This window comes from Leclercia adecarboxylata (assembly GCF_023639785.1).
Lineage (GTDB): Bacteria > Pseudomonadota > Gammaproteobacteria > Enterobacterales > Enterobacteriaceae > Enterobacter > Enterobacter adecarboxylatus_D.
The window spans coordinates 4,277,578-4,298,606 of record NZ_CP098325.1; the positions used below are offsets into that span (position 1 = coordinate 4,277,578).

The window sequence follows — 21,029 nt, forward strand, 5'->3', positions numbered from 1 at the left end:
TAAAAGATTTAATTAGATCACATTCGCGACTAAAATCTGGCCGCTCGCAGCGCAGTCAACGCGCTTTACATATCTATTCACAGGCCAGTCATGACTAACAGCAACCGTATCAAGCTCACATGGATCAGCTTCTTCTCCTACGCCCTCACCGGTGCGTTGGTAATTGTCACCGGGATGGTGATGGGAAATATCGCAGACTATTTCAACCTGCCCGTTTCCAGCATGAGTAACACCTTTACTTTCCTTAACGCCGGGATCCTGATCTCCATTTTCCTTAACGCCTGGCTGATGGAAATCGTCCCGCTGAAAACCCAACTGCGTTTTGGCTTTGTGCTGATGGTGCTTGCCGTGGCGGGCCTGATGCTTAGCCACAGCATTGCCCTGTTCTCCGCCGCCATGTTTGTGCTGGGGCTGGTCAGCGGGATCACCATGTCCATCGGGACCTTCCTCATTACCCATATGTATGAAGGCCGCCAGCGCGGCGCGCGACTGCTGTTCACCGACTCCTTCTTCAGCATGGCCGGGATGATCTTCCCGATGGTGGCCGCCGCGCTGCTGGCCCGCAGCATCGAGTGGTACTGGGTCTATGCCTGCATCGGTCTGGTCTACGTGGCGATCTTTATTCTGACCTTCGGCTGCGACTTCCCGGTACTGGGTAAAAAAGCGCAGACCACCAGCGAACCGGTCGCGAAAGAAAAATGGGGTATTGGCGTGCTGTTCCTCTCCATCGCCGCCCTGTGCTACATCCTGGGCCAGCTGGGCTTTATCTCCTGGGTGCCAGAGTATGCGAAAGGTCTGGGCATGAGCCTGAATGATGCCGGTAAACTGGTGAGTGACTTCTGGATGTCATACATGTTCGGCATGTGGGCGTTCAGCTTTATCCTGCGCTTCTTCGATCTGCAGCGGATCCTCACCGTACTGGCCGGCGCCGCGACCGTGCTGATGTACCTGTTCATCAACGGTTCCCCGGAGCAGATGCCGTGGTTCATTCTGACGCTCGGCTTCTTCTCCAGCGCCATTTACACCTCGATCATCACCCTGGGTTCTTTGCAGACCAAAGTGGCTTCGCCGAAGCTGGTTAACTTCGTGCTGACCTGCGGCACTATCGGCACCATGCTGACCTTCGTGGTAACCGGCCCGATTGTGGCCCACAGCGGCCCGCTGGCGGCGTTACACACCGCTAACGGTCTCTATGCCGTGGTGTTTGTGATGTGTCTGGTGCTGGGCTTTGTGACCCGCCACCGCCAGCACAACGCGGCGGCAGCGGCTCACTAACCCTTAAGCCCCTTTGCGCTCGGTAAAGGGGCTGTTTCTGGTAAAGAACACCTCTTCCCCGCCGCTGTCCATCTGTACCCAGGTCTGCGCCAGCTGGGTCGTCGCAATCACCCTGCCCTGACGAATCGACCAGCGCACCGGCACCTGGCAGCGCACCGCTTCAAAGCCGCTTTCCGCTGGCAGAATAATCAGATTCGCCGGGTTCCCCGTTTCGATACCGTAATCATTCAACCCAAAGGTGCGCGCGCTGTTGTGGGTGATCAGGTTAAGGCCGCTATCAATTTGCTGATAGCCCATCATCTGGCAGACATGCAGCCCCATATGCAGAACCTGCAGCATATTGCCGGTACCCAGCGGATACCAGGGGTCAAACACGTCGTCATGGCCGAAGCAGACGTTAATCCCCGCCTCCAGTAACTCCTTCACCCGGGTGATGCCGCGCCGCTTTGGATAGTCATCAAAGCGCCCCTGCAGGTGGATATTCACCAGCGGATTGGCAACGAAGTTGATCCCGGAGAGCTTCAACAGACGAAACAGCCGTGAGGTATAGGCGCCGTTATAGGAGTGCATTGCGGTGGTATGGCTGGCGGTAACGCGCGGGCCGATCCCCGCTTCATACGCCAGCGCGGCTACCGTTTCGACAAACCGCGACTGCTCGTCGTCGATCTCATCGCAGTGAATATCCAACGGGCGGTCATATTTCTTCGCCAGTTCAAAAGCGATATGCAGCGACTGCACGCCGTATTCCCGGGTGAACTCAAAATGCGGGATAGCGCCTACCACGTCGGCCCCCAGCCGTAGCGCCTCCTCCAGAAGCGCGGCTCCGTTGGGATAGGAGAGGATCCCCTCCTGCGGGAACGCGACGATTTGCAGCTCAACCCATGGCGCGACCTCCCGCTTAACGTCCAGCATCGCCCTGAGGGCGGTGAGAGTCGGGTCGGAGACATCAACATGAGTGCGCACAAACTGGATGCCGTTGGCGATCTGCCACTTCAGGGTTTTCCAGGCCCGGGCTTTAACATCCTCGTGGCTGAGCAGCGCCTTGCGCTCCGCCCATCGTTCAATGCCCTCAAACAGCGTCCCGGACTGATTCCAGCTCGGCTCCCCCGCGGTCTGGGTGGTATCCAGGTGGATATGCGGCTCGATAAACGGCGGAATAGCTAACCCCCCGCGGGCGTTTAACACCTCATAGCTCTCGCTCTGCTTTTCGCCCGTCGGGGTGATTTCGCCAAAATGACCGTTCTCAATAGCCAGTTGCCATAAGCCGTCACGCCCCGGTAAACGGACGTTCTGGATAAGCCATAGCGGTGCTGTAGACATCATATTCTCCCTAAAATGGGGGCTGAAATTCAGGAGTAACTGAAAGCAAAAATTAGCCTTCTATTTTGTACACAAAATCATCGATTACGAAAAGCCTGAGATTTCCACTACTTATAAAAAACCTGACAAATCAAAGATCTACCCATTAAGGAGTAGTGGAAGGCGTATTTGATTTGCATCAATAAGCGGCTTTGCTGAATCGTTAAGGTAGGCAGTAATAGAAAAGAAATCGAGGCAAAAATGAGCAAAGTCAGACTCGCTATTATCGGTAACGGCATGGTCGGCCACCGCTTTATTGAGGATCTTCTTGATAAAGCCGACGCCGCCCGGTTCGACATTACCGTGTTCTGTGAAGAACCCCGTAAGGCGTACGACCGCGTGCACCTCTCCTCCTATTTCTCTCACCACACTGCCGAAGAGCTCTCTTTAGTGCGTGAAGGTTTTTACGAGAAACATGGCGTGAAGGTACTGGTGGGCGAGCGCGCGATCACCATCAACCGTCAGGAAAAAGTGATTCATTCCAGTGCGGGACGCACGGTTTTTTACGACAAGCTGATCATGGCGACTGGCTCATACCCGTGGATCCCACCCATCAAAGGGTCGGAAACTCAGGATTGCTTCGTCTATCGCACCATCGAAGATCTCAACGCCATTGAATCCTGCGCCCGTCGCAGCAAACGCGGCGCGGTTGTCGGCGGCGGCCTGCTCGGCCTCGAAGCCGCTGGCGCGCTGAAAAACTTAGGCGTTGAAACCCACGTCATCGAATTTGCCCCGATGCTGATGGCAGAGCAGCTTGACCACATGGGTGGTGAGCAGCTGAAGCGTAAAATTGAAAGCATGGGTGTGAAAGTTCACACCAGCAAAAATACCAAAGAGATCGTGCAGGAAGGCACCGGGGCGCGTAAAACCATGCGCTTCGCCGACGGCAGCGAGCTGGAAGTCGACTTTATCGTCTTCTCCACCGGTATTCGCCCGCGCGACAAGCTGGCTACCCAGTGCGGTCTGGCCGTGGCCCAGCGCGGCGGGATCATGATCAACGCCACCTGCCAGACTTCCGATCCGGATATCTACGCCATCGGCGAATGCGCCAGCTGGGAAAATCACGTCTACGGTCTGGTTGCGCCGGGCTACAAAATGGCGCAGGTGGCTGCCGACCATATCCTCGGCAATGAAAATGCCTTCACCGGGGCGGACATGAGCGCCAAGCTGAAGCTGCTGGGCGTTGACGTCGGGGGTATTGGTGATGCGCATGGCCGCACGCCAGGCTCCCGCAGCTACGTCTACCTCGACGAAAGCAAAGAAGTTTATAAACGTCTTATCGTCAGCCCGGATAACAAAACCCTGCTCGGTGCGGTGCTGGTGGGTGATACCAGCGATTTCGGCAACCTGCTGCAGCTGGTGCTGAACGCTATCGAACTGCCGGAGAACCCGGATGCGCTCATCCTGCCTGCCCACGCGGCCAGCGGTAAGCCCTCTATCGGTGTCGATAAGCTGCCAGACAGCGCGCAGATCTGCTCCTGCTTCGACGTCACTAAAGGCATGCTGGTTGCCGCCATCAACAAGGGCTGCCACACCGTCGCGGCGCTGAAGGCCGAAACCAAAGCCGGTACCGGCTGCGGTGGCTGTATCCCGCTGGTGACCCAGGTGCTGAACGCCGAGCTGGCGAAACAGGGTATCGAAGTCAACAACAACCTGTGCGAGCACTTCGCTTACTCTCGCCAGGAGCTGTACCACCTTATCCGCGTTGAAGGCATCAAATCCTTCGACGAACTGCTACAGAAACACGGCCAGGGTTATGGCTGCGAAGTGTGTAAACCGACCGTCGGTTCCCTGCTGGCCTCCTGCTGGAATGAGTACGTGCTCAAGCCGCAGCACACCCCGCTGCAGGACACCAACGACAACTTCCTGGCGAACATCCAGAAAGACGGTACCTACTCCGTGATCCCTCGTTCTGCCGGGGGCGAAATTACCCCGGAAGGGCTGGTGGCGGTAGGTCGCATCGCACGCGAATTTAACCTCTACACCAAAATCACCGGCTCCCAGCGTATCGGCCTGTTCGGTGCGCAGAAAGACGATCTGCCAGAGATCTGGCGCCAGCTGATTGAAGCGGGCTTCGAAACCGGCCATGCCTATGCCAAAGCGCTGCGTATGGCGAAAACCTGCGTCGGCAGCACCTGGTGCCGCTACGGCGTGGGCGACAGCGTCGGCTTCGGCGTCGAGCTGGAAAACCGCTACAAAGGCATCCGTACCCCGCACAAAATGAAGTTCGGCGTCTCTGGCTGTACCCGTGAATGTGCTGAAGCGCAGGGTAAAGACGTGGGGATCATCGCCACTGAGAAAGGCTGGAACCTGTATGTGTGTGGTAACGGCGGGATGAAACCGCGTCATGCGGATCTGCTGGCGGCGGATATCGATCGTGAAACGCTGATCGCATACCTCGACCGCTTCATGATGTTCTACATCCGCACCGCAGACAAACTGACCCGTACCGCACCGTGGCTGGATAACCTGGAAGGCGGCATCGACTACCTGAAGTCCGTCATCATCGACGACAAGCTGGGCCTGAACGCAACGCTGGAAGAAGAGATGGCCCGCCTGCGCGATGCCGTAATTTGCGAATGGACCGAAACCGTCAACACGCCGTCGGCGCAGGTTCGCTTCAAACACTTTATCAACAGCGACCAGCGCGACCCGAGCGTGCAGGTGGTGCCTGAGCGCGAACAGCATCGTCCGGCGACGCCGTATGAACGCATTCCGGTTACTCTGGTGGAGGAAAACGCATGAGCCAGTGGGTAAACATCTGCAACATCGACGAGATCCTGCCTGCCACCGGCGTGTGCGCGCTGTTGGGTCATGAGCAGGTTGCCATTTTCCGTCCGCGTCACGACGAACAGGTTTTTGCCATCAGCAATATCGACCCGTTCTTTGAAGCCAGCGTGCTGTCTCGCGGGATCATTGCGGAACATCAGGGCGAGCTGTGGGTTGCCAGCCCGCTGAAAAAGCAGCGTTTCCGCCTGAGCGACGGTCACTGCATGGAAGATGAAAGCCACTCCGTGAAGCACTATGACGTGCGCGTGAAGGACGGCAAGGTGCAGTTGAGAGGCTAACCCTCACCTTATCAATACGAAAGGCTTATGACCCCTTATGGGTAACGGCAGGAAAAACCGTATGTTCTGTACATTTCCTGCTGTTATCCTGACGTCAATTCTTCTCCCCCGCCATGAATGCTGTGAGGTAATGTCGTGGATCACCTGCCGATTTTCTGTCAATTACGCCATCGCGACTGCCTGCTCGTGGGTGGTGGCGATGTGGCTGAGCGCAAAGCCCGCCTGCTGTTAGACGCAGGTGCCCGACTCACCGTTAACGCCCTCGACTTCGCCCCGCAATTTACCGTCTGGGCGCAGGAAGGGATGCTCACCCTTGTTGAAGGTGAGTTCAACGAATCCCTGCTCGATACCTGCTGGCTGACCATCGCCGCCACCGATGACGATGCGGTTAACCAGCGCGTCAGTGACGCCTGTGAAACCCGGCGGATCTTCTGCAACGTGGTGGATGCGCCGAAAGAGGCAAGTTTCATCATGCCGTCGATTATTGACCGCTCGCCGCTGATGGTCGCCGTCTCCTCCGGCGGCACCTCGCCGGTGCTGGCACGCCTGCTGCGCGAAAAGCTCGAGGCGATTCTGCCGCAGCATTTAGGCCAGGTGGCCCACTATGCGGGGCAGCTGCGCGCGCGGGTGAAAAAGCAGTACGCCACCGTAGGCGAACGCCGTCGCTTCTGGGAAAAATTCTTCGTCAACGACCGGCTGGCGCAGTCGCTGGCTAACCAGGATCGGAAAGCCGTGGACGAGACCACCGAGCAGCTGTTGAATGCACCGCTCGATCACCGTGGCGAAGTGGTGCTGGTGGGCGCCGGGCCGGGAGATGCCGGTCTGTTAACCCTGAAAGGACTGCAGCAGATCCAGCAGGCCGATATCGTGGTCTATGACCGTCTGGTCTCCGACGACATCATGAACCTGGTACGCCGGGATGCCGATCGGGTGTTTGTCGGCAAGCGCGCCGGTTATCACTGCGTTCCGCAGGAAGAGATTAACCAGATCCTGCTTCGTGAAGCGCAAAAGGGTAAACGCGTGGTGCGTCTGAAAGGCGGCGATCCCTTTATCTTCGGACGCGGCGGCGAAGAACTCGAGACGCTGTGTGACGCGGGCATTCCGTTCTCGGTGGTGCCGGGCATTACCGCCGCCTCTGGCTGTTCCGCCTATTCCGGCATTCCGCTGACCCACCGTGATTACGCCCAGAGCGTGCGCCTTGTGACTGGCCACCTGAAAACCGGCTGCGAACTGGACTGGCATAACCTGGCCGCAGAGCAACAGACCCTGGTGTTCTATATGGGGTTAAATCAGGCGGCGACCATTCAGGCCAAACTGCTGGAACACGGGATGGAAGCAGAAATGCCGGTTGCGCTGGTGGAGAACGGCACGTCGATCAAACAGCGCGTGGTCAGCGGCGTGTTAACCCAGCTTGGCGAGCTGGCCCGGCAGGTTGAAAGCCCGGCGCTGATCGTCGTAGGCCGCGTGGTGGCGCTGCGTGACAGACTCAACTGGTTCTCCAACCATTAAGACAGACTGAACATAAACCCCGCTCAATGAGTAGTCCTGTTATGGACTACTCCTCTCTTGCCGCTGTCGATAACATACCTTCCGCGAAAGCATATTTTCTATATATTCCCTCATGTTATACACAAGGAAGCGTTATGTTCAAACTGGCAAAGATTGCCCTGGTTGCAGGCATCTTAACAACTCTGACAGCGTGCACCGGCCACGTGCAAAACACCAAAAATAACTGCAGCTACGATTACCTGCTGCACCCGGCGATCTCTGTCTCCAAGATCATCGGCGGCTGTGGCCCGGCAGCAAATCAGTAAGCCTTTTTCAGGCATAAAAAAACCGGGAATTTCCCGGTTTTTTTTTCGCCGGGTGGCGCTACGCTTACCCGGCCTACACTGCCCCGTAGGCCGGGTAAGGCGAAGCCGCCACCCGGCAAACAAGCTTAAGGTTTAGCCACAAACCCAATCGCCTCGTACACCGCTTTCAGCGTTTCAGAGGCACGTGCGCTGGCTTTCTCTGCGCCCTCTTTCATCACTTTCTGCAGGAAGGCTTCGTCATTACGGAACTGGTGATAGCGCGCCTGCAGGTCGGTGAGCATGCCGGACACCGCGTCAGCCACTTCACCTTTCAGGTGACCATACATTTTGCCTTCAAAGTGCTGCTCCAGCTCTGGAATGCTGCGACCCGTCACGGCAGAGAGAATATCCAGCAGGTTAGAGACGCCCGCTTTGTTCTGCACGTCGTAACGCACAACAGGCGGCTCGTCCGAGTCGGTAACCGCACGCTTGAGCTTCTTAACGACCGCTTTCGGATCTTCCAGCAGGCCGATAACGTTGTTGCGGTTATCGTCTGACTTGGACATCTTTTTGGTTGGCTCCAGCAGGGACATCACGCGGGCACCGGACTTTGGAATAAACGGCTCTGGCACCTTAAAGATGTCGCCGTAGATCGCATTGAAGCGCTGCGCGACATCGCGGCTCAGCTCCAGGTGCTGCTTCTGGTCTTCCCCCACCGGGACCTGGTTGGTCTGGTACAGCAGGATGTCAGCGGCCATCAGCACCGGGTAGTCGAACAGACCGGCGTTAATGTTTTCAGCGTAACGGGATGATTTATCCTTGAACTGGGTCATGCGGCTCAGTTCGCCGAAATAGGTGTAGCAGTTCAATGCCCAGCCCAGCTGCGCGTGTTCCGGCACATGGGACTGAACGAAAATGGTGCTTTTCTCAGGATCGATACCGCAGGCCAGATACAGCGCAAGGGTGTCGAGCGTCGCTTTACGCAACTGCTGCGGATCCTGGCGCACGGTAATGGCGTGCTGGTCAACGATGCAGTAGATACAGTGATAATCATCCTGCATGTTCACCCACTGACGCAGCGCACCCATATAGTTGCCAATGGTCAGTTCACCTGAGGGCTGTGCGCCACTAAATACGATGGGCTTAGTCATTTTTCAATTCCTGATTTTCACTGTGCGTAAGCCCGAGAACGGGCAGTAAATCTTTGAAGTGGTCGAAGACAAAATCCGGCTCACTCAGCGTAATGGATTCACCGTAGTTATAACCATAGGTGAGGCCAACGGACGGGCAGCCTGCGGCCCTGGCAGCCAGAATATCATTGCGCGAATCACCGACAAAGAGCAGGGCTTCAGGCGATAAAGATAATTTTCCTGCCACCAGCAGTAGCGGTTCCGGATGCGGTTTCTTATTCTGCACATCATCGCCACCGACAATCACCGAGAAATAGTGGGCGATATCCAGCGCTTCCAGTAACGGCGCGACGAATGCCGTCGGCTTGTTGGTCACCAGCGCCAGCGGCATACCCTTGGCATGCAGTGCGCTCAGCGTACCGGCGACATCCGGGAACAGGAAGCTGCCCTCTTCCACCGTCTCTTCATAAAAGCGGTTAAACAGCTTACGCAGGATACGGACCTGCTCTTCCTGCGGGATATCCGCATGATCGACACCCGGCTTACCCTGTGCCGCACGTTGAATCGCGCGTTCCTGACGGGCCCAGGTCAGCGCGCGCTCCATCAGCACGTCCGCCCCGTTACCGATCCACGTAATCACGCGCTCTTCGCCCGCGACCGGCAGCTCCAGCGCGTACAGCGCCTGATCGACTGCCGCCGTTAAACCCGGTGCGCTGTCCACCAGCGTACCGTCGAGGTCAAATGCAACACCCCGAATTGCCTGCAAATTATCCATGACTTACCTTCGCCAGTTCACTGCGCATTTCATCGATGACTTTTTTGTAGTCCGGCTGGTCGAAGATTGCCGACCCCGCGACAAACATATCCGCGCCCGCCGCAGCAATTTCGCCAATGTTGCTCACCTTCACGCCGCCATCCACTTCGAGGCGAATATCAAAGCCAGACTCATCGATGCGGCGGCGTACTTCACGCAGCTTATCCAGGGTTTGCGGAATGAAGGACTGCCCGCCAAAGCCCGGGTTTACGGACATCAGCAGGATCACGTCCAGCTTGTCCATGACGTAATCAAGATAACTGAGCGGCGTGGCCGGGTTAAAGACCAGGCCCGCTTTACAGCCGTGCTCTTTGATCAGCTGCAGCGTGCGGTCAACGTGTTCGGAGGCTTCAGGATGGAAGGTGATGATGCTGGCGCCCGCGGCGGCAAAGTCCGGCACGATGCGATCAACCGGTTTCACCATCAGATGCACGTCAATGGGTGCGGTGATGCCATAGTTGCGCAGCGCCTTCAGGACCATCGGGCCGATGGTCAGGTTAGGCACGTAGTGGTTATCCATAACGTCGAAATGAACGACATCCGCACCGGCAGCCAGTGCTTTCGCGGTGTCTTCGCCCAGCCGGGCAAAATCAGCCGAAAGAATTGAGGGTGCAATCAAATACTGTTTCATCCGCATCTCCTTGAACTTTGTTTAACGGCGGGCGAAACGGCTCAGGGCAGATAGAGAGCCAGCAGTTCGTCCACCTTTTTACGTGTACCGCCGTTGCTGCTGATGCTGCGCCGGACTTTGACCTGAAAATGCTGTGCGGCCTTGTACCATTCGCGCGTATCGGGCGTGTCGTGATTCGAAATTAACACCGGGATACTTTTGCTGACCAGTTTTTCCGCCATCTCCGCCAGACGCGCCTGCTCGGCAGGGCTAAAGCTGTTGGTGTGATACGCGGTGAAGTTCGCCGTTGCCGACAGTGGAGCGTAAGGCGGATCGCAGTAGACTACCGAATTGGTGTCAGCCTTATCCATACACTCTTCATACGAGAGGCAGTGGAACTCCGCATTCTGCGCTTTTTCAGCAAAGTGATACAACTCGGCCTGCGGGAAATAAGGACGCTTGTAGCGACCAAACGGCACGTTGAATTCGCCACGCAGGTTATACCGGCACAGGCCGTTGTAGCCATGGCGGTTAAGATAGAGGAACAACAGCGCACGGCGGAACGTATCCTGGCTCTGATTAAACTCCGCACGGTACTGATAGTAAACGTCCGGGTTGTTGTTCTCTGGGGTAAACAGCTTGCGCGCCTCATCGACGTACTCATCGGTACGCTCTTTGACGATGGTATAGAGGCTAATGAGATCGCTGTTGATATCCGCAAGGATATAGCGGGAGTAGTGGGTATTGAGAAATACCGAGCCCGCGCCAACAAAGGGTTCGACAAGACACTCGCCGTCTGGCAGGTGTTTTTGAATATCATCGAGCAGGGGGTATTTCCCCCCTGCCCATTTCAGAAAAGCGCGATTTTTTTTCATGCTGACTAACTGATTACACCTTCTCCGGCTGTGGAGAAAGCTCCGACAGCATCCTGCGCTTCACAGATTACTTCAAATCGGACTGAACCTGACGGATCGGCTTCGCCCACGGGTTTTTCGCCTGAACGTCGGCTGGCAGCGTGGCAACCGCGCGTTTGGCTTCATCTTTCGAAGAGTACACGCCGCTCACCAGCACATACCACGGCTGGCCGTTACGGGTCGTCTCGTAAACAACGAAGTTTTTCAGGTTCGATTTTTTCGCCCAACCGTTGAGGTTGTCATAGCTGGAAGAGCTGCTCAGCTGCAACGTGTAGTTGGTGGATGGCGCAGACTTCAGTGAACCCACGTTGCCTGTCGATTTCCCGGTGCTTGCAGAGGCTGCCGGCGCCGCGGCGGCAGGCGTCGATGCGGTTGCCGTAGGCGTAGCCGTCGCTTTCGGTGCCGTCACGGTTGCCGCTGGCGCTTTGACCGGGGCGCTGGTTGCCGTTTCAGTGTGCTTCGGCTGCGCGGCCGCTTTCGGCGCTTCGGCTTTGGCAACGGGCTGTGGCTTCACTTCACGCTTCGGCTCGATGACCGTCTGCTTACGTTCCTGATGCTGTGCAGGCTTAGTCTGGCGTGGCGCAGATTCTGTGGCCGCCGTCTGCTGCTGCCCGCTGGCACCACGAATCGGCGCGACGGTGGCAGGCTCGGTCGGCAGCGTGGAATTGACCGCCACGTTGTTAATCTGCTGCTGGTTCTGCGGCTGCGTCAGGGCATTATTCAGATCGCCCTGCACTTCAACACGCTGCTGGCCTTCCGGGGTCGCCGGAGCCTGGCCCTGAGTAGGCGTGGAGGCAACAGGCGGCAGAGAGATATCCTGCTGGGTATTCCCGGCGGTATTCTCTGCAGAAGTGGTGCCTGGCGCAGGCTGCGTGCCATTCGCCTGATCGGCAGCACTGCCGGAAAGATCGATGCTCTTCTCACCGGAAGCGGTCTGTTCAGCAGGCGTGGTGGACGGGGCTTTCAGTGCTGAGCCGACGCCGATAATCAGCAGCAGCAGGACCAGCACACCCAGACCCATCATAATGTACTGGCGGGAAGCGGGCTTCGCCGGAGCAGCTTTACGCTTACGCGGGCGACGCTCTACGGGCTCTTCGTCCATTGAATCTTCTTCGGACTCATAATCCTCTTCGTCACGCTCGTTGCGGGCAGCGCGGCCACGCGAAGGACGAGGATCGTCATTGTCCAGATCGACCTCATCAAAGTTAATTTGCGGATCGTTATCACGTTCTGAAGATTGGCGAGTACGACCAGTACGACGATCGCTGGGATCGGGTTTCAGCTCGTCTTCTGGTTTGAATTCATCCATTTAACACCCCACTAAAAGGCTTATGCCTACAACTTTGCATATCACCTGAAGCAAAATGGCTACGTTTTACCGCAGCCGGACCTTTCTAATAGTTACGCTTGCTGGCAATCAGCAATAGCGCCAAGAACGACATCGTGCGGCACACCGCCACGAACTTCACTCTTTCCGATTGCAAGCGGGAGTACCAGACGCATCTCGCCTGCTAAGACTTTTTTATCACGCATCATGTGCGGCAAGTAGGCCTGCGCAGACATTTCTCGCGGCCCCGTCACCGGCAAACCGGCGCGCTCAAGCAGCGTGATAATGCGTTGTGTATCCGCCTTGCTGAACTGACCCAGACGCTCCGAGGTACGTGCGGCCATTACCATTCCCGCCGCCACGGCCTCGCCATGCAGCCAGTTACCGTAGCCCATTTCAGCTTCGATAGCATGACCGTAGGTGTGCCCCAGATTCAGTAAAGCACGTAAGCCTGTTTCGCGCTCGTCTGCGGCAACCACTTCTGCTTTCAGCTCACAACAACGGCGAATACAATACGCCATCGCCTGACCCTCCAGGCGCAATAAGGCGTCCATATTCTCTTCCAGCCAGCTGAAGAACTCGCCATCCAGAATAATGCCGTACTTGATTACTTCCGCCAGGCCCGAAGCCAGTTCACGCTCAGGCAGCGTTTGCAGACAGTCGAGATCCACCACCACCGAAGCGGGCTGGTAGAACGCGCCAATCATGTTTTTGCCAAGCGGATGGTTTACGGCGGTTTTGCCGCCAACCGAAGAGTCGACCTGCGACAACAGCGTGGTAGGAATTTGAATAAAACGCACGCCGCGCTGATAGCTCGCCGCAGCAAACCCCGTAAGATCGCCAACGACCCCGCCGCCTAATGCCAGCAGTGTCGTGTCGCGACCGTGCGGTTTTTGCAGTAATGCGCTGAAGACGGTATCAAGTACCGTCAGGCTTTTATTCTGCTCGCCATCAGGCAGAATCACACTGTCGACCTTCACGCCAGCCTGTTCGAGCAGCTGACGCACGCGGTCGAGATAAAGCGGAGCCAGAGTCTCATTGGTGACCAGCATTGCCTGATCACCCGCTTTCAGTGGTAAGAAGGAAGCTGGGTCGTTAAACAAACCAGCCGCGATAGTGATAGGGTAACTCCGTTCACCGAGAGTGACTGTAATCCTCTCCATAGCGCGACATCCACCTTAAATGCTTTTACCCGCAGGCGAGTGTATATAAAGCCAGAATCAGTTGCTTTCCAGCATATGAATAATCTGGTTTGCGACCACTTTTGCGCTCTGGTCGTCTGTGCGAATGGTGACGTCAGCAATCTCTTCATACAGCGGATTACGTTCACCAGCCAGGGCTTCCAGAACTTCACGTGGAGGCGTCTCAACCTGCAGCAACGGGCGTTTTTTATCACGCTGCGTACGCGCCAGTTGTTTTTCGATGGTCGTTTCGAGATAGACCACGACACCGCGGGCGGAGAGACGGTTGCGAGTTTCGCGAGATTTTACAGAGCCGCCGCCGGTAGCCAGCACAATGCCCTGCTTTTCCGTAAGTTCATTGATGACTTTTTCTTCTCGGTCACGGAAACCCTCTTCGCCTTCTACATCGAAGACCCAGCCCACATCAGCTCCGGTTCGTTTCTCAATCTCTTGATCAGAATCGTAAAATTCCATATTGAGTTGTTGAGCTAACTGGCGCCCAATAGTGCTTTTGCCGGCACCCATAGGCCCAACCAGAAAGATATTGCGTTTCTCTGCCATTTTTTCGGTACTACTAAGACTATTCGTTAATGGTAAACCCGCTTCGCCGATACCTGGCGTAACAGGACATGAACTGAAACCTCATATGCGATAGAGCGAGAGTCAGACTAAAAATTATCTCAATACTCCAGCTTGTTTGGCAACAGAATAAATCACCAGGCTTGCCGCTTAAGTTAATAAGGCGTGAGATTAGGTAAGCTGATTCTCAAATCGGTACTCCTTGTATGCTAATTCATGCCCCACGTCAAACATCTGCAACAAACAGAATGCAAAATCACGTGGGGCATTTCTGCCCATTATGGCGTGGCAACCAGACGCGGGGTGATAAAAACCACTAACTCCCGGCGCTCGTTGTCTTTACCCTGATGGCGAAAAAGCTGCCCCAGGAGAGGAATACGGCTCAAGCCTGGCACATTTTCGCTTCCGCTTTTATGTCGTTGAGAAAAAATTCCCCCTAAGGCCAGCGTTTCACCACTTTTGACCTCTACCTGGGTTTCAATCTCCTGCTTATCGATCGTCAGGGTTTCACTGTCGGCCTGCTGCAGCACCTGGCCCGGACTGTTCTCGCTGATGCGCAGCTTCAGGCGTACCCGACCGTTGGCCAGCACCACCGGCGTCACCTCCATGCCCAGCACCGCCTCTTTAAACTCCACCGACGTCGCGCCACTCTCTCCGCTGGAGACCTGATAAGGTATCTCGCTGCCCTGCTTGATGCTGGCGGGCTGCATGTGGGATGCCAGCAGTCGCGGGCTGGCGATAATATCCACCTGCTGCTTTTGTTCGAGGGCGGAGAGTTCAATATCCAGCAGCCGGCCATTAATCCGCCCGATATTAAAGCCCGCCTGCGTGGTGGCGGCGTTAACGGCAAGATCGGTGCTGAGTATCGTCAGTTGCCCTGGCTTACCGGCCTGCTGCGCCTGGGCCAGACTCCACTTCACCCCTAGCTCGCGCAGGCTTTTTTCACTCATGCTGACGATGTGCGCCGCCAGCTCGACCTGGGCAACCGGCAGATCCATCTGCGTCACCCAGTGCTGTAATGCGTCCAGCGCAGCCCGGGTGTCGCGCACCAGCAGACGATTGGTGCGTTTGTCCACGGCGAGGCTGCCTTTGGGGCTAAGGAGCTTTTCAGCAGCCTGCTGGAGATCGCCCGCATCCGCATAGGAGAGAGGAAAGCCGCGCGCCTCCAGCGGCACGCTGAGCTGGCGCTTCGCCCGCTCCGCCTCCTTTCTCGCCTGCTGTTGCTGTTGCCAGGCGGCGCTATGGATATAAACGATGCCCTCCTGCTGGCGCATTACCAGCCCGGCGCTGGTGACCACCGTCTGTAGCGCCTGTAGCCAGGGCACCTTCTGCAGACGCAGCGAGACATTGCCGCTTACGTCCGGCGCGATAATCATGTTGCGGTTCTCCTGCTCCGCCAGCGCCTGCAGAAGCTGGGCCACCGGCACATCATCCACCACCAGATTGACTGCCGCCGGTTCCGCTGCCAGTGTCCGGCTGCCGATCAGCAGCAGTGCCACGATCCATGTTTTCATTTTTTGTTCCTTGTCGTTGCCATCGCCACAGCGGCTGGTCACAGGCCTCAGACGTATCAATAACCAGCTCCTTTTCATCCAGCGTTATTACCCGCCAGCCCTGAGGCAGCGTGGCGCCGCGACGCACGCGCAGCCAGCGCGACCTTTCATCCCTGACGATCCCTACCGGCACCGCACCGGACACCAGCCCGGCATAGCGCCACTGGCTCAGGGCGGCGTCGGGGCAGCGTGAAACCGGGGCCTGAAACGGATCGCGCATGCCAAGAAGCAGCGGCAGTAAAAGCAGCACGCCCCGGCTAACCCGCATTCTGGCGCTCCAGTTGCAAAGTGAGCCGTAGCTTTTGCTGTTCTGGCTGGAGGCTAAAACGCACGACCGCCACGTCGCGCCGGGCGAGAGTGGAAAACAGCGCGGGAATTTGCGGCCATACCGCATCCACCACCAGCTCTCCGCCAGCGCTGGCGGGCTGCCAGCGCACCATCTGCATCTCAGCGGTATTGAACTCCAGCGGCGAAAAAGGAGGTGGCGCCACGGTCGATGGGGTGTCTTCTGCTGGCGGGAGCTTACGCACCGCGGCCCATAAGCGGGCGTTGAGGGCCGCGTCTTGCATCTGCTGAGCCTGCTGCGTCGTGAGCTGTTGATGCTGAATGTGCAGCTGCGCGCCGATCGCGCAGAGCAGCATTAGCCCTGAGCAGATGAGCCAGCACAAACCGCGCCAGCGTGGAGACAATGCATACCAGATTTCAGGATGGATCCGCATCAGCCTGCTCCTTTCGGGTGAGCGTCCAGCTAAACTGCCAGCGTCCCTGCGCGTCCTGGCGCATCTCTCCCGGCGCGCCCGGCCTTAGTCCGGGCAGCTGGCGTAGCGCCGTCTCCAGCGCCGCCAGTGCCGGTAAGGTGGTAGCGTACCCGCTCAATGAGAGCGTGGACTGCTGAAAGCGTAGCTGCGCCAGCCATGCCTGCTCCGGCAGGGCCTGGGCTAAGGCGGTAAGCTCCGCCTGCCAGGCTGCCGTCTTAGCTTTTTGCTGTGCCCAGCGCTGTCGTTGCTGGCGCTGAACGCTGAACGCCGTCCACTGCTTTTGCCGCAGCGTTAGCCCCTGTCGCAGCGCCAGATCGCTGGCCTGTCGCTGCGCGTAAATTTGCACCTGCAGAGATGAGTTGACCCTGAGAGCCGTCCAGAGCATCAGCGTTAACAGCAGCGAGCCGGTAAACATCCCGGCCCAGAAACGCAGGCAGTGACGTTTTTGTTGCTGACGCCACGGCAGCAGGTTGGCGCTCCTCATACCGGATTACCTCCCGCTGCCAGCGCCAGCGCGACGCTAAAATCCGCGCCATTTTCAGGTAGCGGCGGCTGTCGGTGAGGCACCACGCACCAGGGATCGAAACTGGCCATATCGCAGCAGGCAATCTCCTCAACCCTGAGCGCCAGCAGCGCGGCCAGCCGCTCGACATCGGGCGCCTCCGCCAGCGCTCGCCTGCCCCACTGGTGACGCATCGCCCAGAGCCACTGATCCCGATCGCGCCAGGCGACGCACTGGGCCGGGGCCTGCACAAAAGGCAGCAGATGCGCCAGCGCCCCGGCATCGGGCGTGATGGTGGTGAGTTGCAGGCGCAGGACTCGCGCCAGCTCCAGCAGCGCGTCGATCTCCTTGTTTTGTGCGGCAGTGACCTGAAAGGTCTGGCTGAAGGTATCTTCCGCATAGTCAAAACGCAGGGTATCGGGTGCCATCTCCAGTTCACGGCTCAAGGCAGAGGCAATCCAGGCCGTCTGCTCACTGTCACGCAGGGTCATCGCCGGGCGCGGCAGCGTGCGTTGCAGGGTGCGGGCGGCCGGAAAGGCGAGAAATATTTGATGCTGATGGGGCAACAGCTGGCGCCACTCGCGCAGCGCCGCAGCCAGTTGTTCGGGCTGAAGAATTTGCCCGTCGCGGATAATGCCTTTGGCCAGGGGAAGCTGCCACCAGCGCCGCAGCCCCCACCCCGATTTTTCGCGCACCAGCGCGACGGCCAGAACCTTATCCTGTTGAATATGAACGCCTGTTTTCCATGTTTTAAATGCCATGTTTCACGATCTCCTTATCGTCCCTGGGGATGACGGCTATATCAATGCTACAGGCTTGCCTTTATACTACCGCGCGATTGTTTAGAAACTGCCCAGTTCAAACTAAATGGGAAATCTCCAGTGAAGTTCGTAAAGTATTTATTGATCCTTGCAGTCTGTTGCATTCTGCTTGGAGCAGGCTCGATTTTTGGTTTGTACAAATATATTGAGCCGCAACTACCTGATGTCGCTACGCTTCGTGATGTACGACTTCAGATCCCGATGCAGGTTTATAGCGCCGATGGCGAGCTGATTGCCCAGTACGGTGAAAAGCGCCGTATCCCGCTGACGCTGAATCAAATTCCGCCAGTAATGGTGAAAGCCTTTATTGCCACCGAAGACAGCCGCTTTTATGAGCACCACGGCGTTGACCCGGTGGGGATTTTCCGTGCCGCAAGCGTAGCGCTGTTCTCCGGCCATGCTTCACAGGGGGCGAGTACCATCACCCAGCAGCTGGCGCGTAACTTCTTCCTCAGTCCTGAAAAAACGCTGATGCGTAAGATTAAGGAAGTGTTCCTTGCGATCCGCATTGAGCAACTGCTGAACAAAGATGAGATCCTTGAGCTTTACCTCAACAAGATCTACCTCGGCTACCGTGCCTATGGCGTGGGCGCGGCGGCGCAGGTCTATTTCGGTAAGTCTATTGAACAGCTCACCCTGAGCGAGATGGCTACCATCGCCGGTCTGCCAAAGGCGCCTTCAACCTTCAACCCGCTCTACTCCCTGGATCGCGCTACGGCGCGTCGCAACGTGGTGCTGTCGCGTATGCTGAGCGAGGGCTACATCACCCAGGCGCAGTACGATCAGGCGCGCAATGACGTGATTGATGCCAACTACCATGCGCCGGAAATTGCCTTCTCCGCACCGTATCTCAGCGAGATGGTTCGCCAGGAGATGGTCTCCCGCTACGGCGAGCAGGCCTACGAAGATGGCTACCGCGTCTACACCACCATCAGCCGCCACGTCCAGCAGGGCGCGCAGCAGGCAGTGCGTAACAACGTGATTGATTATGATATGCGTCACGGCTACCGCGGCCCGTCAAACGTGCTGTGGAAAGTGGGTGAAGCCGCGTGGAGCAGCAAAAAAATCACCGACACCCTGAAGCCGCTGCCGGGCTACGGGCCGTTCGTCGCGGCCGTGGTGACCCAGGCTAATCCGCAGGAAGCCACGGCGATGCTCGCCGACGGCACCTCGGTGTCGCTGCAGATGGAAGGGGTGCGCTGGGCGCGTCCGTATCGCTCTGATACGCAGCAGGGTGCAACCCCGCGTAAAGTGACCGATGCAGTCCAGGTGGGCCAGCAAATCTGGGTTCGCCAGGTGAACGACGCCTGGTGGCTGGGGCAGATTCCTGACGTTAACTCGGCGCTGGTTTCCATCGATCCGCATAACGGCGCGGTGCTGGCGCTGGTTGGCGGTTTCGACTTCAACCAGAGCAAATTTAACCGTGCCACTCAGGCGCTGCGTCAGGTCGGTTCCAATATCAAACCCTTCCTCTACACAGCAGCAATGGACAAGGGGCTGACCCTCGCCAGTATCCTCAATGACGTGCCGATCTCCCGCTGGGATGCCGGGGCCGGTTCCGACTGGCGTCCGAAAAACTCACCGGCACAGTACGCCGGTCCGATTCGCCTGCGTCAGGGGCTGGGCCAGTCGAAAAACGTGGTAATGGTGCGCGCCATGCGTGCCATGGGCGTTGATTATGCGGCAGAGTATCTGCAGCGCTTCGGCTTCCCGGCACAGAATATCGTGCACACCGAGTCGCTGGCGCTGGGCTCCGCGTCCTTTACCCCGCTGCAGGTCGCGCGCGGCTATGCGGTAATGGCCAACGGCGGCTTCCTGGTCGACCCGTTCTTCATCAGCAAAATCGAGAACGACCAGGGCGGCGTGCTGTTTGACGCCAGACCGAAAATCGCCTGCGCAGAGTGTGATATTCCGGTGATCTACGGTGACACGCCTAAGTCAGAGGCGCTGAACAACCAGGACATGGAAGATGTCGCAATTTCTCGGGAGCAGCAAAATGCGGCAGTGCCGATGCCGCAGCTCCAGCAGGCGAACCAGGCGCTGGTTGCCCAGACCGGTGCTCAGGAATATGCCCCGCACGTGATTAACACCCCGCTGGCGTTCCTGATCAAGAGCGCGTTAAACAGCAATATCTTTGGTGAACCGGGCTGGCAGGGCACAGGCTGGCGTGCGGGTCGTGATCTTCAGCGTAAGGATATCGGCGGCAAAACCGGGACCACCAACAGCTCAAAAGATGCATGGTTCTCCGGGTACGGTCCGGGTGCGGTGACGTCGGTGTGGATCGGCTTTGACGATCACCGTCGTGATTTAGGCCGTACCACGGCGTCCGGGGCGATCAAAGATCAGATCTCCGGTTACGAAGGCGGGGCCAAAAGCGCTCAGCCTGCGTGGGATGCTTTTATGAAGATCGTGCTGGATGGCGTACCGGAGGAGCCGCTCACGCCTCCACCGGGCATCGTTACGGTCAATATCGATCGCAGCAGCGGTCAGCTGGCTAACGGCGGTAACAGTCGCGAAGAGTATTTCATCGAAGGCACGCAGCCAACGCATCAGGTGGTGCATGAGGTGGGTACAACGTTGATTGATAACGGCGAAACGCAAGAGCTCTTCTGATACATCGTCCCCCTTTCCCTGTGGAGAGGGGGATGTTCCGCTACAGCCTTCCCTGCCCTTTCAGCCATTCACGTACCAGGAACAACGCGCTCACGTTCCGGGCTTCGTTAAAATCGGGCTCTTCCAGCAGATCCATCAGATGCGCCAGCGGCCAACGTACCTGCGGCAGCGGCTCGGGCTCATCGCCTTCCAGCGACTCAGGATAGAGATCTTCCGCCAGCACAATATTCATTTTGCTGGAGAAATAAGAAGGCGCCATGCTGAGCTTTTTCAGGAAGGTGAGTTCCTTCGCACCAAAACCGACCTCTTCTTTCAGCTCACGGTTGGCAGCCTCATAAACCGACTCGCCCGGATCGATAAGCCCCTTCGAGAAGCCCAGCTCGTAAGATTCTGTTCCTACCGCGTACTCGCGGATTAAAATCAGATGCTCGTCGACAATGGGCACAATCATGACGGCTTCGCGCGTGGAGGGACGCATACGCTCGTAGACGCGGCGCACGCCGTTACTAAACTCCAGGTCCACGCTCTCAACGTTAAACAGGCGCGATTTGGCGACGGTTTCAACATTCAGGATGGTGGGCTTTTGTAAGGGTTTGCTCATTTTGACGGGTCTTTGCTGGGTGAACTGGCGTCATTGTGCGATATGCCGCACGGTTTCGGCAATGTCAATCGCGCTTTATTTACATTATTGCAACTTTATGAGATTCATTCCTCATTTCAAGTCAAAAGTCA

General features: G+C 57.4%; 20 protein-coding genes. 6 read left to right on the plus strand and 14 right to left on the minus strand.

The genetic code is table 11. The annotated features are described in order from the left end of the window. Nucleotides 1-90 precede the first annotated feature (90 nt). Entirely contained in the window at nt 91-1,275 is a 1,185-nt protein-coding gene (gene tsgA / locus NB069_RS20290; RefSeq protein WP_250586399.1) for an MFS transporter TsgA, read from the plus strand. 3 nt (nt 1,276-1,278) lie between these two features. On the opposite strand, the gene NB069_RS20295 is transcribed toward tsgA, so the two are convergent. Beyond that, nucleotides 1,279-2,595: a cytosine deaminase gene (locus NB069_RS20295; RefSeq protein WP_250586400.1), complete on the minus strand. Its 1,317-nt coding sequence runs from the start codon at nt 2,593-2,595 to the stop codon at nt 1,279-1,281. Between the two features lie 240 nt (nt 2,596-2,835). On the opposite strand from NB069_RS20295, the gene nirB reads away from it, so the two are divergent. From nirB to NB069_RS20315, 4 genes are all read left to right on the plus strand, one after another. Further along, a complete protein-coding gene (nirB, locus tag NB069_RS20300) occupies nt 2,836-5,379 on the plus strand; it encodes a nitrite reductase large subunit NirB (protein WP_250586401.1) in 2,544 nt (847 codons plus the stop codon). Continuing rightward, on the plus strand, nt 5,376-5,702 hold the full coding sequence (nirD, locus tag NB069_RS20305) for a nitrite reductase small subunit NirD (RefSeq protein ID WP_250586402.1): 327 nt from the start codon (nt 5,376-5,378) through the stop codon (nt 5,700-5,702). Before nirB ends, nirD begins: the two co-directional genes overlap by 4 nt. 135 nt (nt 5,703-5,837) lie before the next feature. Further along, complete coding sequence (gene cysG / locus NB069_RS20310; protein ID WP_250586403.1) at nt 5,838-7,211, plus strand: siroheme synthase CysG; 1,374 nt, start codon at nt 5,838-5,840, stop codon at nt 7,209-7,211. 134 nt (nt 7,212-7,345) lie between these two features. Further along, on the plus strand, nt 7,346-7,516 hold the full coding sequence (locus tag NB069_RS20315) for a YhfL family protein (protein ID WP_250586404.1): 171 nt from the start codon (nt 7,346-7,348) through the stop codon (nt 7,514-7,516). A gap of 125 nt (nt 7,517-7,641) precedes the next feature. Here the strand turns inward: NB069_RS20315 and trpS are convergent, their stop codons facing one another. The 12 genes from trpS to pilM form a co-directional block, all read right to left on the minus strand. Then, nucleotides 7,642-8,646: a tryptophan--tRNA ligase gene (gene trpS / locus NB069_RS20320; RefSeq protein WP_250586405.1), complete on the minus strand. Its 1,005-nt coding sequence runs from the start codon at nt 8,644-8,646 to the stop codon at nt 7,642-7,644. After that, nucleotides 8,639-9,400, minus strand: a complete 762-nt coding sequence (gene gph, locus NB069_RS20325) for a phosphoglycolate phosphatase (protein WP_250586406.1) — start codon at nt 9,398-9,400, stop codon at nt 8,639-8,641. Before gph ends, trpS begins: the two co-directional genes overlap by 8 nt. Further along, entirely contained in the window at nt 9,393-10,070 is a 678-nt protein-coding gene (gene rpe / locus NB069_RS20330; RefSeq protein ID WP_250586407.1) for a ribulose-phosphate 3-epimerase, read from the minus strand. The genes gph and rpe overlap by 8 nt, the downstream gene beginning before the upstream one ends. Before the next feature lie 41 nt (nt 10,071-10,111). Then, nucleotides 10,112-10,924, minus strand: a complete 813-nt coding sequence (dam, locus tag NB069_RS20335) for an adenine-specific DNA-methyltransferase (protein ID WP_250586408.1) — start codon at nt 10,922-10,924, stop codon at nt 10,112-10,114. 67 nt (nt 10,925-10,991) lie between these two features. Next, complete coding sequence (damX, locus tag NB069_RS20340; protein WP_250586409.1) at nt 10,992-12,272, minus strand: cell division protein DamX; 1,281 nt, start codon at nt 12,270-12,272, stop codon at nt 10,992-10,994. A gap of 92 nt (nt 12,273-12,364) precedes the next feature. Next, the gene (gene aroB / locus NB069_RS20345; RefSeq protein WP_250586410.1) at nt 12,365-13,453 is read right to left on the minus strand and encodes a 3-dehydroquinate synthase; all 1,089 of its coding nucleotides are present in this window, start codon (nt 13,451-13,453) and stop codon (nt 12,365-12,367) included. 57 nt (nt 13,454-13,510) lie between these two features. Then, a complete protein-coding gene (gene aroK, locus NB069_RS20350; protein WP_010436374.1) occupies nt 13,511-14,032 on the minus strand; it encodes a shikimate kinase AroK in 522 nt (173 codons plus the stop codon). Nucleotides 14,033-14,328: 296 nt separating this feature from the next. Then, nucleotides 14,329-15,564 carry a DNA uptake porin HofQ gene (hofQ, locus tag NB069_RS20355; RefSeq protein ID WP_250586411.1) on the minus strand — a complete coding sequence of 412 codons (1,236 nt, stop codon included), beginning with the start codon at nt 15,562-15,564 and terminating at the stop codon, nt 14,329-14,331. Next, complete coding sequence (locus tag NB069_RS20360; RefSeq protein WP_250586412.1) at nt 15,479-15,871, minus strand: HofP DNA utilization family protein; 393 nt, start codon at nt 15,869-15,871, stop codon at nt 15,479-15,481. Before NB069_RS20360 ends, hofQ begins: the two co-directional genes overlap by 86 nt. Then, the gene (locus tag NB069_RS20365; RefSeq protein ID WP_250586413.1) at nt 15,861-16,322 is read right to left on the minus strand and encodes a hypothetical protein; all 462 of its coding nucleotides are present in this window, start codon (nt 16,320-16,322) and stop codon (nt 15,861-15,863) included. The genes NB069_RS20360 and NB069_RS20365 overlap by 11 nt, the downstream gene beginning before the upstream one ends. Beyond that, nucleotides 16,306-16,845, minus strand: a complete 540-nt coding sequence (locus NB069_RS20370; RefSeq protein WP_250586414.1) for a PilN domain-containing protein — start codon at nt 16,843-16,845, stop codon at nt 16,306-16,308. The genes NB069_RS20365 and NB069_RS20370 overlap by 17 nt, the downstream gene beginning before the upstream one ends. Continuing rightward, a complete protein-coding gene (gene pilM, locus NB069_RS20375) occupies nt 16,842-17,624 on the minus strand; it encodes a pilus assembly protein PilM (protein ID WP_250586415.1) in 783 nt (260 codons plus the stop codon). Before pilM ends, NB069_RS20370 begins: the two co-directional genes overlap by 4 nt. Before the next feature lie 120 nt (nt 17,625-17,744). Between pilM and mrcA the strand changes: the two genes are divergently transcribed. Beyond that, entirely contained in the window at nt 17,745-20,297 is a 2,553-nt protein-coding gene (mrcA, locus tag NB069_RS20380; protein ID WP_250586416.1) for a peptidoglycan glycosyltransferase/peptidoglycan DD-transpeptidase MrcA, read from the plus strand. Between the two features lie 40 nt (nt 20,298-20,337). Here mrcA and nudE read toward each other — a convergent pair whose 3' ends face one another. Beyond that, nucleotides 20,338-20,898 carry an ADP compounds hydrolase NudE gene (gene nudE / locus NB069_RS20385; RefSeq protein WP_039031517.1) on the minus strand — a complete coding sequence of 187 codons (561 nt, stop codon included), beginning with the start codon at nt 20,896-20,898 and terminating at the stop codon, nt 20,338-20,340. Nucleotides 20,899-21,029 lie beyond the last annotated feature (131 nt).

Excerpts from the sequence above, each read along its gene's own strand:
- tsgA (WP_250586399.1), top strand. The coding sequence starts at position 91 with ATGACTAACAGCAACCGTATCAAGCTCACATGGATCAGCTTCTTCTCC.
- NB069_RS20295 (WP_250586400.1), bottom strand. The coding sequence starts at position 2,595 with ATGTCTACAGCACCGCTATGGCTTATCCAGAACGTCCGTTTACCGGGG.
- nirB (WP_250586401.1), top strand. The coding sequence starts at position 2,836 with ATGAGCAAAGTCAGACTCGCTATTATCGGTAACGGCATGGTCGGCCAC.
- nirD (WP_250586402.1), top strand. The coding sequence starts at position 5,376 with ATGAGCCAGTGGGTAAACATCTGCAACATCGACGAGATCCTGCCTGCC.
- NB069_RS20315 (WP_250586404.1), top strand. The coding sequence starts at position 7,346 with ATGTTCAAACTGGCAAAGATTGCCCTGGTTGCAGGCATCTTAACAACT.
- trpS (WP_250586405.1), bottom strand. The coding sequence starts at position 8,646 with ATGACTAAGCCCATCGTATTTAGTGGCGCACAGCCCTCAGGTGAACTG.
- gph (WP_250586406.1), bottom strand. The coding sequence starts at position 9,400 with ATGGATAATTTGCAGGCAATTCGGGGTGTTGCATTTGACCTCGACGGT.
- rpe (WP_250586407.1), bottom strand. The coding sequence starts at position 10,070 with ATGAAACAGTATTTGATTGCACCCTCAATTCTTTCGGCTGATTTTGCC.
- dam (WP_250586408.1), bottom strand. The coding sequence starts at position 10,924 with ATGAAAAAAAATCGCGCTTTTCTGAAATGGGCAGGGGGGAAATACCCC.
- damX (WP_250586409.1), bottom strand. The coding sequence starts at position 12,272 with ATGGATGAATTCAAACCAGAAGACGAGCTGAAACCCGATCCCAGCGAT.
- aroB (WP_250586410.1), bottom strand. The coding sequence starts at position 13,453 with ATGGAGAGGATTACAGTCACTCTCGGTGAACGGAGTTACCCTATCACT.
- aroK (WP_010436374.1), bottom strand. The coding sequence starts at position 14,032 with ATGGCAGAGAAACGCAATATCTTTCTGGTTGGGCCTATGGGTGCCGGC.
- hofQ (WP_250586411.1), bottom strand. The coding sequence starts at position 15,564 with ATGAAAACATGGATCGTGGCACTGCTGCTGATCGGCAGCCGGACACTG.
- NB069_RS20360 (WP_250586412.1), bottom strand. The coding sequence starts at position 15,871 with ATGCGGGTTAGCCGGGGCGTGCTGCTTTTACTGCCGCTGCTTCTTGGC.
- NB069_RS20365 (WP_250586413.1), bottom strand. The coding sequence starts at position 16,322 with ATGCGGATCCATCCTGAAATCTGGTATGCATTGTCTCCACGCTGGCGC.
- NB069_RS20370 (WP_250586414.1), bottom strand. The coding sequence starts at position 16,845 with ATGAGGAGCGCCAACCTGCTGCCGTGGCGTCAGCAACAAAAACGTCAC.
- pilM (WP_250586415.1), bottom strand. The coding sequence starts at position 17,624 with ATGGCATTTAAAACATGGAAAACAGGCGTTCATATTCAACAGGATAAG.
- nudE (WP_039031517.1), bottom strand. The coding sequence starts at position 20,898 with ATGAGCAAACCCTTACAAAAGCCCACCATCCTGAATGTTGAAACCGTC.